7 protein-coding genes and 1 pseudogene are annotated in these 16,098 nt (G+C 66.7%); 4 read left to right on the top strand and 4 right to left on the bottom strand.

Annotated features, from left to right (window positions below; all coding sequences use genetic code 11):
- Positions 1–113 precede the first annotated feature (113 nt).
- From SYV04_RS23230 to SYV04_RS23220, 3 genes are all read left to right on the top strand, one after another.
- Complete coding sequence (locus SYV04_RS23230) at positions 114–1,556, top strand: serine/threonine-protein kinase (protein ID WP_321548051.1); 1,443 nt, start codon at positions 114–116, stop codon at positions 1,554–1,556.
- 135 nt (positions 1,557–1,691) lie between these two features.
- Positions 1,692–3,947 (top strand): di-heme oxidoreductase family protein, encoded by a 2,256-nt coding sequence (locus tag SYV04_RS23225; RefSeq protein WP_321548050.1) that lies wholly within the window; start codon positions 1,692–1,694, stop codon positions 3,945–3,947.
- Between the two features lie 147 nt (positions 3,948–4,094).
- A complete protein-coding gene (locus SYV04_RS23220) occupies positions 4,095–5,201 on the top strand; it encodes a DUF6081 family protein (RefSeq protein ID WP_321548049.1) in 1,107 nt (368 codons plus the stop codon).
- A 27-nt stretch (positions 5,202–5,228) separates the two neighbouring features.
- Here the strand turns inward: SYV04_RS23220 and SYV04_RS23215 are convergent, their stop codons facing one another.
- The 4 genes and pseudogenes from SYV04_RS23215 to SYV04_RS23200 all read right to left on the bottom strand — a co-directional run bounded on the left by SYV04_RS23215 (position 5,229) and on the right by SYV04_RS23200 (position 13,686).
- Entirely contained in the window at positions 5,229–8,498 is a 3,270-nt protein-coding gene (locus SYV04_RS23215) for a carbohydrate binding domain-containing protein (protein WP_321548048.1), read from the bottom strand.
- A gap of 152 nt (positions 8,499–8,650) precedes the next feature.
- Positions 8,651–11,596, bottom strand: a complete 2,946-nt coding sequence (locus SYV04_RS23210; protein WP_321548047.1) for a right-handed parallel beta-helix repeat-containing protein — start codon at positions 11,594–11,596, stop codon at positions 8,651–8,653.
- Between the two features lie 762 nt (positions 11,597–12,358).
- Positions 12,359–12,562 (bottom strand): annotated as a pseudogene (locus SYV04_RS43780) (glutathione S-transferase N-terminal domain-containing protein); the annotation flags it as partial.
- A 50-nt stretch (positions 12,563–12,612) separates the two neighbouring features.
- Positions 12,613–13,686, bottom strand: a complete 1,074-nt coding sequence (locus SYV04_RS23200; RefSeq protein ID WP_321548045.1) for a ComEC/Rec2 family competence protein — start codon at positions 13,684–13,686, stop codon at positions 12,613–12,615.
- Between the two features lie 129 nt (positions 13,687–13,815).
- On the opposite strand from SYV04_RS23200, the gene SYV04_RS23195 reads away from it, so the two are divergent.
- Entirely contained in the window at positions 13,816–16,077 is a 2,262-nt protein-coding gene (locus tag SYV04_RS23195; protein WP_321548044.1) for a CHAT domain-containing protein, read from the top strand.
- Positions 16,078–16,098: the final 21 nt, after the last annotated feature.

Here is a 16,098-nt window from a genome sequence, read left to right as displayed (position 1 = left end):
GCAGGCCTGTGTGAGGCGCGAACGCCTACCCATGGCAACGGGCTGCAGTCACCCTACTGATCGAGTAGGGTGCTCGCGCGTGGAGGCCGTCGTCCTCCACCGAGAGGCTCCACATGGAATTCAGACAGTCTTTGGGGGCGGGGCCCGCATCGCTGCCCGCGGGCACGATCGTGGGCAAGTGGCGCGTGGTGGCGCGGCGCGGCCGAGGCACGTATGGGGTGGTCTACCGGGCGGTTCCGATCGGCCCCGAGCCCGGCGAGCCCGTGGCCCTCAAGCTCGCCTTGTACCCGCGAGACCCGCGCTTCGCGCGCGAGGCGGAATTGCTCGCGCGCATGCGCCATCCCAGCGTGCCGGCCCTGGTGGACAGCGGCTGGTGGCAGCCTCCGGAAGGGCCGCCCTTCCCCTTCCTCGTCATGCAGTGGGTGGAGGGCGTGACGCTGTACGAGTGGGCCGAGCAGCAGCGGCCCACCTCCCGTCAGGCGATGCGGCTGCTGGCCCAGGTGGCCCGCGCCCTGGAAGCCACGCATGCGCTCCAGGGTGTGCATCGGGACGTTAAAGGAGACAACGTGCTGGTGGGGCGCAAGGGCCAGGCCTTCCTCACGGACTTTGGCGTGGGCAGCTACGTCGGCGCTCGCCCGCTCACGGACACGCCGATTCCTCCGGGGACGCCGCACTACCGCAGTCCCCAGGCGCTGCGCTTCCAGTGGCGCTTCCAGCGCGACCTGGACGCCCACTACGAGTACCCGCCCGCGGATGACGTGTACGCACTGGGCGTGATGGCGTACCGGATGGTGACCGGCATCTATCCCCCGGCCGGAACGGCACCCCAGCGCGAGGAGTATCCCCGCTGCCCGCCACCTCCTGCCCTGCTGCCTCCGGGAGAGCTGGTGACCGTGAGCGAGCCCCTGGGCGCCATCATCCTGCGCATGCTCTCGGAGGAGCCCGGGGCCCGTGAAAGCGCAGCCAAACTGGCCCAGGCGCTGGAGGAGGCAGCGCGGCACGCGGGCCCCGAAGCGGACCTGCCTCTCCTCCCCCGGCCCTGCATGGCGCCCACGGAGCGCACCTCGAAGCCAGGGCCTCGCTCACGGTGGGCCCGGGCATGGGAGCGGCGCTCCACCTGGCTCGCGGCGGCCAGCGCGGGAGTGCTGCTCACCTGGGCGTTGGCTTCCCAGGAGCCCGCTTCCCAATGGCCTGCGGAAGCCCCGCCACCCGTGGCTCAGGCGGCAGAGGAGACGCCGGACGCCGGAGTGTCCTGGGATGGCGGCACCGTGGGGCTCGCGGACATCGTGATCGCCGCGCCCATCGCGAGCGCCTCCCAGCCCCAATCCAGAGCCGGCCTCTGGCTCGACATGCCTCGCCGCCCCTTCCCTGGACAGCTCAGACCCAATGGAGACGGCCAGTGCCCTCGCCAGGCACAAGTGCCGGTCAACGGCGGATGCTGGATCGAGCTCGCCCGGGTCAAGCCGCCCTGCGGTGACGAGGGCTACGAGTGGGCGGGCGGGTGCTACTACCCCGTCTTCGACTCAGCGCGTCAACCCACCTCCGACGACCCCTGAATCCCGCCGGAAAGCGTCCGATTTCAGACAATCGCCCCTTTCACCTTCCGTGAATACGTTTTCACAGCTTAAGCTGGTTTCGCTGGAGTCAAAGCGTCCACCGAAGCCTTGGAGAGAAAGGGGCATTGCGCCGCCATGTCGTCCCGATCAACCGCAATCGTCGTTGCCACGCTGGTGTCTACCTTGTGGGCAGTGGATGGCTTTGCCGCCCCTGCCTACGGCGCACAGGGCTCGGGTAGCTCCGCCATCGTCTTCATCAACACCACGTCCTGGGCGGACATCCACTACCGCCTCAACAACGGGGGCCAGCTCAACGTCAGGATGACGGTCACCAACGGCCGGAACCAATACACGGTGAGCAGCCTCGTCGCGGGCGATGTCATTGATTACAACTTCACCTACTGGGATGTGGCGTGTAACTGCGCTTACGACACTCCCATGGCCCGCTATACCCATGGCAGCACCGCGCCGCCTGACGCGGGCACTCCGGACTCTGGCACTCCCGACTCTGGCACTCCGGACGCGGGGACGCCCGATGCTGGCGCTGGTGGCCCCGTGGTGCCGCTGTTCAACAGCTCGACGGCGCTGGAGCCCGCGCTGGTCGAGAACACGGCCCAGGCGGTGATTACGCACGTGGGTGAGCGCGTGCGCGACCGCCATGCTCGCGAGTCCCAGTTCCAGGCGTATGACCACTTCCTGCCGCTGTACTTCACCAACCGCACCTTCTACGTCGACATCATCGACGAGGTGGCCAAGGGCGGCAGCCAGATCACCGTCAACATGCACACCACCTACCCGCATGACGGAACGAACTTCCGGGCGTTCTTCCGGGGCCTCAACACGGTGGCGGAGTACTTCCACAACGGGACCTTCACCAAGGTCAATGACTACCTCTACACCGCCAGCGTCAACTACAACGCCAAGGAAGGCCGGGCGATCCGGATCGGCGATCGCATGGAGATCGAGATCGGCGTCTTCCTGAAGCAGCCGGTGGAGGGCCGCTTCAACTACTACTCGGGTGCCTGGCTCTACATCGTCGGCAGTGGCGGCATCGTGCCGTTCGAGGGCGTGGGCGCGACGCTGGACTCCTTCCCGATGCCCGAGGCGGGCTGGAGCGGTGGCCGGACCACGCTGAACGCGCCGTACTCGAACGAGCCCCCCGAGCGCTTCATGCAGATGGCGCTGAACCTGGCGCCGGTGAACACGCAGCCCTTCGTCGAGGGGCGCCGCATCCACCACACCGACTTCGGCAATGGCAGCCACTCCGAGCCGGGTAACCCCGTGTTCAACGAGCATGTGAACAAGCTGGGCACCAATTACATCAGCCGCTCCTGCGTCGCGTGCCACGTGAACAACGGGCGCGGTCTGCCGCCCACCACCACCAACACCACCCTGGGCAACTTCGTGGTCCGCGTGGGCCAGGCCAACGGCAACCCGGATCCCCAGCTGGGCTCCAAGCTGCAGCCTCGCAGCACCAGCGGCACCCCCGAGGCGGATGTCCGCATTGGCTCGTGGACCACGACCAACGGGCAGTTCGGCGACGGCACCACCTACCAGCTGCGCAAGCCGGTCTACTCCTTCCTGAACGTCATCCCCGCCGCCCACTCGGCGCGCATCACGCCCCAGCTCGTCGGCATGGGCCTGCTGGAGGCGGTGCCCGAGAGCAGCATCTCCGCCCTGGCGGACCCCAATGACAGCAACGGGGACGGCATCTCCGGGCGCATGCGGACCGTGACGGATCCGCAGACGGGCCAGACGCGCATGGGCCGCTTCGGGTGGAAGGCGGGCTCGGCGCGCCTGCGGCACCAGATCGCCGAGGCCTTCAACGGCGACCTGGGCGTCACCTCCTCCGTCTTCCGGTCCTTGGACTGCGGCTCCTCGCAGCAGGGCTGCTCGGGGACCAGCACGGAGCTGAGCGATGCGGACCTCGACAAGATCACCCGCTACATCGCCCTGCTGGGCGTCCCTGCGCGCCGTGACCTGACCAACACCCAGGCGCTCCGGGGAGAGACGCTCTTCCAGAATGCGGGCTGCGCCAGCTGCCACAGGCAGACCCTGACCACGAGCCCCTACCACCCCAACGCGGAGCTGCGCGGCCAGACGATCCACCCCTACACGGACCTGCTGCTGCATGACATGGGCCCGAACCTCGCCGACAACCTGGCCGAGGGCACGGCCTCGGGCTCGGAGTGGCGCACCCCGCCGCTGTGGGGCATTGGCCTGACGGCCGGCGTCAGCGGCGGCGAGGCCTACCTGCATGACGGCCGGGCCCGGAACCTGACGGAGGCCATCCTCTGGCACGGCGGCGAGGCGAACGCGTCCAAGAACGCCTTCGCCAACCTGTCCGCCGCCGACAGGGCCGCGCTCATCCGGTTCCTGCAGTCCCTCTAACGAAGGCACACCTCGCGGCGGGCTCACCCCAGGTTTCGAGCCCGCCGCGGACATTCGGCCACGCCGAGTCTTCTCCCGCGCACTCCTGGTGCGTTACCATGAAATTCTGCTTTTCCAATAAAAGCAGAATTAAACGGGAGGGACTCCATGACGATGAAGCTCAGGCAGTGGGTGCTCGGAGCGGTGTTGCTGAGCGCGCTGGTCCCCAGCGCGGCGCCCGCGGACGAGATGTCGGTGGTGTGGGACAACTTCGCCAACGGCTTCTCGGTGGATACAGCCGGCGCGAAGTGGACCTACTTCAAGGCGGGCGGGTTCACGGGCAACAACGGACTGACGACTCCCTATGCGGGCGGGATGTATGTCCGCGCCCCGGGCACCAACCCCAGCACCGGCAAGCCGGCCTACACCCTCAGCGTGGCCCCCGAGGCGTCCAGCGGGCTGCCGGGCGGGATCGACCACGTCAAGTGGTTGGCCTACATGAACACGACGTCTTCCTGGGGTTTCCCGGGCTTCAACGTGGGCTTCCGGGAGGCGCTCGAGTGCAGCACCTCCCTGAGCGCTCAGACGTTCGGCACCGAGTACCACCCCTTCGGAGGGCTGGTGAGCAACGCCCAGGATGACCTGCGCCTGGCCGGAGTCGCGATGAACACCGTCGACTTCGAGAGCAACATGGTCTTCGACTTCATGCTCACCAACCAGCGCGTCTACGTCATCTACGAGCGCCTGCCCTTCGGACGCACCGCGACCAACCACTACGCGGCCTTCACCTACGCCATCCCGGTGAAGGCGCGGACGCCGAGCCAGACCCACCAGATGACGATCTCCTATGATCGCATGGCGCGCACGGTGACGTGGATCCTCGATGGCGTGGTCGTCTTCACCGTCACCCAGCCCGGCTATCGCATCGACCGCCAGTGGATGGTCATCGACCATGGGGGCACGGAGCAGGCGGTGGTCATGCGCCAGCTCAACTGCGGCATGGGCATGTTCTCGCTGCTGGATGGCTCCATGAACTGGGGTGCTGGACTGGTACGGCTGTCCAGCACCCCTGGGTTCTACTTCCTGCCTCCGGTGGGGACTTCGTCCGCGCTCTCGTTCGCGGACGAGACCAGCCAGCACAGCTCGCGGCTCTTCGGGCAGGGCGCGGCGTTCACCATCGGGCCCTACTACGTCACGCGCTACTCGACGTGGGTCGATCCCTGCCCCTATGACCCCCAGTACCCGCGGCAGCGCTGCGAGCTCCAGCCCTACTGAGCCTCCTGGAGACGTTCGCCGGCGTGGCTACAGCCGGATGAACTCCAGGTCGTCGAGATCGACGGTGACGACCGAAGCTCCGTAGCTGTGGAGCCAGATCCGAGCGGTCACGGCGTTGGCGGGTGCCACGCCGTTGACCTGGAGCTGGGTCCAGCTGGTCGCGCTGTTGGGCACGGTGCGGTTGACGGTGGCGGAGGTGATCTCCGCCCCGTTCGCGTCATGGAACTTGATGTAGACCCCCATGCCGCTGTTGCCCGATACGACGCGGCTCCAGAACAGGAGCCGGTAGCTCCTGCCCGGCTGAACGAAGTACGACGGGCTGTAGGCCGAGGAGCCAACCGAGGTGCTGGCATCCGTCACGCGAAGGCCCTGGCCACCCGAGCGCGCCGCGGTGGACGTGGCCAGGCTCATCCCGTTGTCACTGGTCATGTCCCATCCCGCGAGGCCGGACTCGAAGCCCGGGTTGGGCAGGGGGAAGACCGGGTTGCGCTGCCACTCGAAGATGGAGGCGACAGCGGGAGTTGGGCGAGGCGGGCTCTCGGAGAAGAGCAGATCATCGAAGTCGGCCGTCACCTGGGAGGTGTCTCCCGAGCGGATCCACACCTCCACCGAGGCGGTGTTCGCGGGGGCGTCCGCCCGGACCGTGTACTCGCGCCACTCGGCCTGCGCGGGCAGCGACTTGAGGCTCTGGCTGAGCTCCTGCTGGGCGCTGTCGAGGAACCGGAGGTGGATCGCGACGCCGGTCCCCGAAAGCTGCCGGGCCCAGAAGCGCACCTGGTAGGTCCACCCTGCCTGGGCGGTCAGGCGCGCGGAGCGCAGCGAGGAGCCAAGGGTGGCGCTGCTGTCGGTCACCCGCAGGCCGTAGGTGCCGCTGTACTTCGCCGACGTGGAGGCCTGGCTCATGCCGTTGTCGCCGCTCGTGTCCCAGGAGGTCAGGCTGCTCTCGAACCCGCCATTGCCCAGCTCGGGGGCGAGCTCACCGAACTCGAACTGGTCGAAGTCCGCGGTGACGATGCCGTTGCTGTAGGAGTGCAGCCAGATCTGGGCCGTGGCGGCGCCCGGAGGAGCCGTCTCCCGGACGAGGACACGCTGCCAGTTGCTCCCAGACACCAGGCCAATGGCGCGGCTCTGGAGCTGCGAGCCGCTGCTGGAGAAGAACTGGATGTAGAGCCCCATGCCCCCGTTGCTGCCACTGACGATGCGCTGCCAGTACCGAACACCGTAGGTCTTGTTGGGTTGGACGGCGAAGGCGGCCGAGTGGACGGAGGAGCCCAACGTAGAGCTCGCATCCGTCACCCGCAGGCCCTGGGAGCCCTGGTATGCGGCGGAGGCGGACAGCTGGCTCATCCCGCCGTCCGACGCGTCCTGCGTCCACCCCGTCCAGCCGCTCTCGAAGCCCGGGTTGGTGAAGAGGGACGGCGAGAGCACATCGACGGTGGTGTTGTTCTGCGCCACGGCGGGCGTGCCCGCTCCGGTCGAGATGGCCGTGGGGCTCTGCACGCCGTAGAAGTCGTTGCTCGTGAGCTTCACGCCCGTGCAGTCGTTGGTCTCCAGGCGGATGCCAGAGCCGGCCGATCTCAAGGAGAAGACGTTGCCGGTGATGGTGTGGTCGCTGCTGCTGTCCTTGGCGAAGAGGCCCTCGCCGGAGTCGCTCTGGATGCGGTTGTAGGCGAAGATCCAGCCCCGGTTCATGCCGCCCAGCCAGGCACCGAGCTTCGGTGACGTCACGTCGCTGTTGTAGACGACGTTGCGCGGGCCGTTCGGGCCGTGCGCGGTGTCCTCGGGCGGAGAGGCCCACATTCCGTAGCCGTAGGCGCCGGTGCCACGGTTGGACTCCACGGTGACCTGCTCGAAGAGGTTCTCGTTCGTCCAGCCCGCATGCCACTGGATGTCGCTGTTCACGAACTTGCTGCGCCGCACCACGTTGCCCGCCGCCGACCACTGGACGAGCGGCCCATGGCGCATCTCGTAGGTGGTCACCCCGTCCATCAGGCAGTCATAGGCGTACTCGAAGCCGACGTACGCCGTGCCGCCATCACCCTTGAACCAGGCATCATCGATGATGCTGTCGCGGATCTCGCAGAACTTGCTGGCGTTGAAGTAGAGCGGGAACCGGCCCGCCTTGTTGACCCGCACGTTCCGAGCCCAGCTGCCCCAGGCCCAGTTGAAGATGATGCCGTTGGTCCAGATGTTCTGCGTCTGCTCCAGGGTGAGGCTCTCCACGCCGTTGCCGGTCATCGGCGTGAACTTCTGCACGTAGCTGCCATCGATGGTCGGGAAGTCGATGCGCAGGGGCTGATTGAGGGTGACGACGTTGCCGCTGACCGCCACCGCCTTCACCTGGTAGCGGCGAAAGTTGGTGCTGGTCGTGCAGGCGTTGTCGACCTCGTCATTCCAACGCGCGGTGGCCTCCGCGAAGATCTCCAGGAAGTCGCCCGCGACGACGGTGTGGCCGGAGCTCAGCGTCAGCGACGTCTGACCTCGCAGGCCGTCCTGAGCGAGCAGGAACGTGTTGCCCATGCGGCCCGTGCCATTGAAGTTGATGGCGCCCAGGTAGCCCGTGTTCGGGATGGCGTTGGCATCCTGGGCGTTGTTCAGCGTGAGCGAGACCGTCTCGGTTCGGATCAGACCGTTGGGGTACTCCGCCTCTGCTACGAAGGACTTGGCGCTGCCATAGCCGGACTTGCCCGCCAGAGTGCTCCCGGTGACCCGCAGGGAGAAGCTCGCGCCCCAGTGGCCGGTGGAGCGCAGGCGCTCGGACACGACCTGGCCGTTGTACTTGATGCTGAGGCGCTGGAGATCCGTGGGATCGGCGTGGACCTCGAGCCAGTTGTTCTTGGCGAGCGTGTTGTTGCTGACGCCCGACGGGAAGAAGAAGGCGACATCCTGGGACGGCGCGGCGAAGCGGAAGATGAGCTTCGTGGTGTCCCGGCCCGCGCCGCGCAGCACCACGCCGGAGTGCTTGATGAAGATCGGCCGGTCCAGGTGGAAGCTACCGGCGGGAATGCTGATGACGCCGCCTCCCGCCTGTCCGCACGCGGTGGCCGCGGCCTCCAGCGCCGCCGAGTCATCCAGGTTGTCGTTCGCCACGGCGCCCTGCAGGGTGACCGACCCGCAGTCGGCCCCGCCGGTCGGAATGCCACCGGGTACACCGGCGAAGGACCAATCGGGGTAGATGATGCCGTCCGGCCCGAGCACATCCGCGGCGTTCCACGTCTGCGCCCGAAGCCCGGTTCGCGGAAACAGCCCCAGCGCCAAGACCAGCGCCAGGCTGGCCTGCCGCAGGGAGGACTTCACTCCAAGAGCAACAATGTTTCTCATGGTGCGCGTGAATAGTCCCACGCGACCGACTCAGGCAAAGCAATAGCAGCTGGCGGGAGCTGTAGGCGCAGAGGGCCGCGTGTGCCTGGGTCTGCCCCGGTGTGCCCTCCGCCGTGGCCATGGCGGCCTCACCGTCGCCGGGCACCCACGCGCCCGAGAATCGACAGCAGCAACAGGCCAAACACCGAGGCTCCGGCACCCGAACCGTTGCAGCCGCAACCTCCTCCGCCTTCTTCCGGAGCGGAGGTGTCGTCCACACACACTCCGGCCTCGCACACCTGGCCGCTGCCGCATTCCGGAGTCGCGCTGCAGAACGTGTCGGGGTGGTTCGGGTCCGTCTCACCCGAGTCGACCTTGCCGTTGTGATTTGCGTCCTCCTCGCCGTCCTTGCGTCCATCGCCATCCGTGTCCGCGATGAGCGGAGCCGTGCTGGTCGCCGGGTTCGTGTCGGCGATGAACCGGCCCTTGGACGTGTCGGTGTTCGCGTGGGGCGAGGCGACCGCCATCTCCATCCCGTCGAACAGGGCATCATTGTCGCTGTCCGGGTCCCGTGCGTTCGGCAGGCCGTCGCCGTCCGTGTCCTCGGAGGGGCGCTGCTCTTTGCCATCGAGTGCGCCGTCATCATCCGTGTCCGCGTCTTGGGGGTTCGTCCCCGCTTGGAACTCAGACAGGTTGGAAAGCGTGTCGCCGTCCGGGTCGAGCGAAGCATCACCCGGCTGGCTCGGATCGAGCCCGTGGGCGAGCTCCCACGCGTCGGAAAGGCCATCACCGTCGACGTCGGTCGAGACGGTCACGGAAGTGGTGGCGCTCAGGCCGCCCAGGGTGACTTTGACGGTGTTCGCGAAGGCTCCGCTCGTGGCTCCGGCGGTGAAGACGCCCGAGGCATCGAGGGTGCCGCCACCGTTGACGACCTCCCAGGTGGCGGTGAGCTGGGGCAGCTCGTTGTCGAACGCGTCGAAGGCCTTCGCGCTGAACGCGATGGTTCCATTCACGGCGACAGTCGGGTTCTGCGGGGAGAGCGCCACGCGCTGGATGCCACCGGCAGTCACGGTGATGGAGGAGGTGCCGGTCACTCCGTTGGCCGTGGCGACCACGCTGTTCAGGTAGGAGCCAGGGGCCTGGGTGGCGGTGAAGAGGCCGTCCTGAGTGATGCTGCCGGCCCCACTCACCACTGACCAGGCGGGCGTGATGGACACGACGTTGCCATCCGCGTCCTGGCCCTGAGCGGTGAACTGACGCACGGCGAGAGGCTCCAGCGTGACAGCGGAGGGAGAGACCACAATCCTCGCCAGCGAGCTCGCGGAGATCGTCACGCTGGCCGAGCCGCTCACTCCGCCGAGCGTCGCGGTCACTGCGGCCGGGTAGGAGCCGGCGGTGCCACCGGCGGTGAACGAGCCCGTCGCATCGATGGTGCCCACCGCGGCCGGCTGGACCGTCCACGCCGGTGTGCCAGAGACGGTGTTACCCCAGGCATCGGTAGCTGTAGCGGTGAACTGCCGTGCGCCACGCGCCGGCAGTGTCACGGACGCAGGCGCCACCGCCACGCTCTGGATCGGCCCTGGGTTCACCGTGACGCTCGCCGTCGCGGACAGCGTGCCGCTGGTGGCCTTGACCGTCTGGGCGAAGGTTCCAGCCACCGTGCCTGCGGTGAACAGGCCGGAGGGGTTGATGGAGCCACCGCCGTTGACGACGCTCCAGGTGATGGACGCGGGCACGGTGTTGCCGGCCGAGTCCTTGCCCGTCGCCGTGAACTGCTGGGTGCCGTTGATGGACAGGGTGGCCGTTGCCGGCGCCACCTCGAGGCTGGCCAGAGCGCCGGGCGTGACAGTCACGGTGGCGCTCGCGCTCAAGGAGCCGCTCTGAGCGGTGACAGCGTTGGTGAAGGTGCCCGGGGTGGTGCCCGCGGTGAACACTCCGCTGGAGCTGATGGTACCGCCGCCGGTCACGCCCCAGCTCACCTGCTCCGCAGGCAGGGCGTTGCCACAGGCATCCTTGACGGTCGCCGTGAACGTCTGAATGCCATGGATGGGCACGGTAGCGGTCGAGGGTGAGAGACTGATCGTCGCGGCGGCTCCAGGCTGGAGCGTCACATTCGCGATGGCCGAGTGACCTTCCACCGTCGCGGTCACCGCGGCCGTGTACGTCCCAGGCGTGCAGCCCGCGGTGAACAGGCCGCTCGAGCTAACCGAGCCCGCGGCTGCGGACGCGGCCCAGGTGATGACGGCGTTCGGGAGCGGGTTGCCGGAGGCGTCGTACGCCGTAGCGCTGAACTGCTTCGTGCCCTGCACTGCCATGGTGTGGGACGAGGGCGTCACGACGATGGACGCGGCAGGCGGAGGAATGCTGGGGAACGCGCCCATATCCGTTCCGTCGGACGCGGCGTTCCGACACGGCGACGCGGTCTGGAGCACGAAGCTGGTGTCGCTGACGAAGCGGGGGTTGGCGGAGATGCTGCCGGTGCCAGCAGCGACCCGGGTGTAGTTGGTCGCGTGGTTCCAGACGTCGTTGTGGTGAACGGACCGCGTGGGGTTGGTGACGGAGACGAAGTGGATGCCGTACTGATCGTTGGAGGTGATGATGTTGTCGTAGATGTTGGCGGTGCCGGTGAAGTTGAAGACCCAGATGCCGCCGTAGGTATTGCCCGTGATGGTGTTGTGGATGATGTCCGCGGACCCTGCGATCATGAGGGCGTATTTTGAACTGGGGCTGACGCCATTCTCGATCACCAGGCTGTAGCTCATGTGGGTCATCCCCTCGTAGGTGTAGAGGGCCACGGCGCAGCTTTCGAAGGTGCTGTGAGTGACAGTGGCGGTGCCGCCAAAGACGCCCAGACACTCGGCGCCGTCGATGAGGTGGGCGTAGTTGAGGGTGGCTGTGCCCTGGACGAAGATGCCGTAAGCCCGGTAGGCGTTCATCGTCACGGGGGAGGCGCTGGTGCCTTGGACATTCAGGGTGCCCTGAACGATGAGCTCGACCTTGGTCAAGTCATAACCCGAGCTCAGGCCATCCGTCTCCGCGAATTTGATCCGTACGCCCGGATCGATCGTCAACGTGATGCCCTGCGGGACTGTCACGTCGCCAGTCAACACCCAGGGATTGCCCGCGGCCGTCCACGTCGTATTGGCAGCAAGGGGCCCCATCACATCGGTGGCCAGGGCAGCCGTGGGGAAAACCCACCCAGCAACAAAGAGGACCAACGCAAGCAACTTCGTGTTCACGCCATGAGCCTTTCTCAGCAGATCAAGGCTCCCAAGAGCACAGAACGGGCCAACGCCCCACCCCCTGTGCTCCACGGAGCGCAGGAGCGCTCGCGGCCCTCCGGGTAACATGAACTGCCACAGCGGCCCGCCAGTCGTAACCTTTCGCGCTACTTCAGGCGCGAGGCTCGCCTCTTCTCACGTGTCGAAGCGAAACGGGGTCTCACTGACGGAAGCCCGCGTTGCGAACTGCTGACAGAACTTGTTCAGCTCCGCGTAGCCGTCCGTCGGCAACACGTTCCGAAACTCCAAGTGCTTCACGAGGCAGAAGAGCGTGACCTCCAGAAAGCTCAGGTCCCGATCCGGCGGGAGTGCGGCGAGCGCGGCGCTCACGTTCTCCTCCAGCCACGACATCATGTTGGCCAGTCCCGTTCGCATCTTGGCGTTGTGAACGTTGCTGTCGCTGGCATCCGCCGCCTTCGCCATGATCAGCGCCACTTCCGTCGCCATGGCCTGGAGAATGAGTTCCTGAGCATTGGCCAGCACCGGTTTGTCGAACTCCTCCGGCCATACCACACGGGGCCTGCGACTCGACCGCCGCCAGAGCTCGCGACAGACATTGAGCGCACCGAACCAGACTCCTTGAGGCGTCTGCAGAACCGGTATTCTGAGCGCGGGGTTGCCGCCGTAGTCCCCTGCATTGGAGGACATGAGATCGCGCACCACCTGCAGGGTGTAGTCGACGCGCAGCTCCGCGGCGAAGATCCGCGTGATGCGCGTGAAGTGTGAACTCGACCGACCGATGATGACGAGTTTGGCGGACTCTTCGAGCGCGGTGGGCATCCTTTGTTCCTCCGAATCGGGAAGCTACCCGAGGCAATGCATCGCGGACATCAGAGCCGCACGAGAATCCCCTCTTCGTCCCGCTCTGGGTAGATGAAAGGGGAGCCTCTGGCTGAGCGTTTGGCAATCCGCTTCGTCTTCCAGGGGAGTGTCGTCAGGCTCTTGTAGTTGAAGAAGATCCTGGCACTTCCCCCACCCTCCTCGAGGACACGGGCGATGGCGACTTCGTCGGGGTGCTTGAAGATCTTCCCATTGGTGGAGACGAGGTACCGGTTGCTCTTGAGGACATGGAGCAGTTCCCGGCTCACGTTCGACTCGCTGCCATGGTGCGGGAGCTTGACGGCATTCACCGTGAGGCGCTTCTCGAAACCAGGGAGTCGTTGGATGGACTCCGTGAGCACGGGGGCGAAGGCATCTCCGGTCAGCAGGGCCCGCTTCCCCTCATACTCCGCCAGCACCGCGATGCTGCTCCCATTGGCGACCGCCGCGTCCGGGAAGAACCGCGCCGCCGCGAGCTGCTCAATGCGAGAGGAACCGCCCAGCAGCTCCATCGCCCCTGGAGCGCTGGCCGCCAGCATGGGGAGTTCCCCGGGGATCCGCCCCGCGCGAAAGGCCTGATCCGTCCAGGACTTCTCCAGGTTCTCGAGCTCCTTCCAACGGGGAGAGAGCAAGGTGAGCGTCATGCCTCCCGCCAGCTCGACGCTCGGCAGGGCACCCGTGTCCGGGATGACCACGGTGTCTCCACCGAAGGCCTTGTTCCAAGGAAGATCCGGGCGCTGGCTGAGAAGATTCCCCAGCAGATCGCCCTGTTGTGGCCCCAGGAACCTCCTCACCGGGGGCGTCAGGTGGTGCCAGGCGTTGAACCAGATGTCTCCGAAGGTGAGGCCGAGGTTCGCACGGAGCAGCGGGAGCACCCCGCCGATGTGGTCGCTGTCGATGTGCGTAACGATGAGCAGCTCGAAGCTCCGCTGCCGGGCGGGAAGCTTCTCGATGTACTGCTGGAGCCGCTTGAACGTGGAGGGCGTTCCCGCATCGATGAGGATGCGATTCGGCCGCCTCTCGTTGCCGTAGCTGATGACGAGGCAATCGCCGTGATCCGCCGGCAGCATCTCGATCGCGAACATGCCGCCGGAGCTTATGTGGCAATCCTGGAGGGAGCACGTTCCCGACTGACGACAGGGCCAGGAGGAGCCGTCCCAGTTCTTGCGCCGTCAGACTCCCTGGCCAAGACTGAGCCGCTCCAGGGGAGGGATATGGAGCCACCCAAGACCCAGCGCAACGGCGAAGCCTCGGCGACTCGCGGTGCGTCCGAGCCCAAGGCCAAAGAGACTTCCCTCCGCTCCGACGGCGAGCTCCGGGATCTGCCTCCCGCGACGGCGACCGAGCTTCCCCGCGCCATCCGCACCGTGAAGCTGGAGCTGCTTCGACACGGCCCGGCCCACAACCACCTGCTCTCCCCGCTGACCCCCTATCTGGCGCTGTGCGGCAACCATGACGCGGAGACCGTCCGCGTCGGGGTCGAGCACTTGGACCTCCTGCTGCGCATCCAGCAACTTCGCTACGAGATGGGGCCGACCATGGCCTCGGTGGCGCTGCGGGAAGCCTCCGAGGAAGTCACCCGCCTGCTGGAGTCCATCCACTCCCTCACCGCGGAGCTGTCCACTTCCGATCCAGAAGAGGGAAAGCGGAAGATTCACCTGCGCATCGTCCTGTCCGCGTCCGAGCTGGCGATGCTCCCCTTCGAGCTGGCCAAGGCCTACACGGGGCTCCAGGGACATGGGCAGTTCATGAGCCTCCAGACGGTGAGTCCCGTCTGCATCACCCGCGAGGCCCGCCGGGTTGCGGCGACCACCTTCGATTGGCCGGAACAGGTGCGCATCCTGGTCATCTCCGCGGCCCCGCCACCGATGGCGGCCGTGCCGCTCCGCGAGCACAAGCAGGCCATTCAACAGGCGCTGCAGCCGTACATGGTGAATCGTCCGGGGGACGAGGAGTTCGACAAGGAGTTCCGCCGCTACGTCACCCTCCTCCCGGAGGCGAGCGTGGCCTCCATCCAGCAGGCCATCGCGGAGGCCTGCCGGGAAGGCTCCATCCCCTACACCCATGTGCATCTGCTGGTGCATGGCTTCGCGGTGGAAGGTGCCATCGGAGAGACGCCCAAGTACGGGCTCGCCTTCCATGACTCCGAGAACCCGAACAAGATCGACGTCGTCCCCGGCGAGCGGCTCGCGGCGGCGCTGATTCCCCTCAACGCGCAGTATGAGAAGCACTCGCGGTCCAAGCCCGTCGTCCTGACGATCGCAAGCTGCGACAGTGCCAATCAGGGGGGAGTGCTCGCTCCGGGCGCCAGCGTTGCGCACGAACTGCATGAGCATGGCATCCCGCTGGTCATCGGCTCGCAGTTCCCCTTGTCCTTCAAGGGTTCGGTGATCATGGCGGAGGAGATCTACACCCAGCTCCTTCGCGGCACGGACCCTCGGGACGCCATCATCCTGCTGCGCAAGAAGCTTCGGGCCTTGCTGCCAGACTCCACTCACGACTGGGCCTCGCTGGTGGTGTACGCTGCGCTTCCCGTCGATCTCGACCTCCAGCTGAAGCGGGTCGGCTTCAAGCGGGCCCGGGACCTGCTGGGCGCGGTCATGTCCCGGATCGACAACTTCCTGGAGCAGACCTGGCAAAAACAGGAGGGCTTGGAAGCCTCTCGGATCAGACTCCCCGAGTTCCGTCAGGATCTGATCACCGCCATGCAGTGGCTGAAGGACGCGGCCCCTACGGGAGGCAAAGGCCTGGAGCAGGTCTCGGCACTCGGAGTCCTGGCGAGCGCCAGCAAGCAGGTGGCGGGGGTCATCGGGCTGTTGCTCGCCTCGTTGGAAGAAGCCCGAAACACCTCGCCCGCGTCCCGGAGGGCGCGTACAGCCCGAGCGGGACGTGGGCCGGCGCGCACCGAGGCGGAGCCCGTGAAGCCCGAAGAGGACCTTCGCCCGGAGCAGCTGAAGAAGGAACGGCGCTATTACCTGGAGGAGGCCCAGCAGTACTACCACTCCTGCTACCAGCAAGGAGGAGCGCGGGACTCTTGGGCCCTGGTCCAATACCTGGCCGTCACCCTGGCGTTGAATCCCCGAGCGTGGGAGGCGCAGGACTTCCAGGACCGATGGACCGCCGCGGCCGTCATGACTCGCGACGCCTTGAAGGCGGTGGAGCTCCAGCATCGCTTCTGGGCGCTGTCCAGCATGGTCGAGCTGATGATCCTGGCCGCCGCCTGGGAGGAGCGCGACACGTGCGAGCAACAGGCCCTTCAGTACGTTCAGGAGATGCTCGAACTCCTCCGACTCAGCCCCAGCCACTACGCCTTCGATGCGTACAGCCTGCATCGACAGCTGCGTCGCTACGAGCTGTGGCAGTGGGGAACCGCTGACATGATCGAGATCAGCAAGACGCTGTCCCGACACATGGAAGACTCCGGCGTCGAGAAGTACTGGATCCGGGGCTGGCCAAGTGCATCCACTTTGAGGTGACTCTTCGGAGGTCACTCGAGC

Source organism: Hyalangium ruber, from assembly GCF_034259325.1.
In the GTDB taxonomy this organism is placed as follows: domain Bacteria; phylum Myxococcota; class Myxococcia; order Myxococcales; family Myxococcaceae; genus Hyalangium_A; species Hyalangium_A rubrum.
This window is presented reverse-complemented; position numbering and strand designations above follow the sequence as displayed.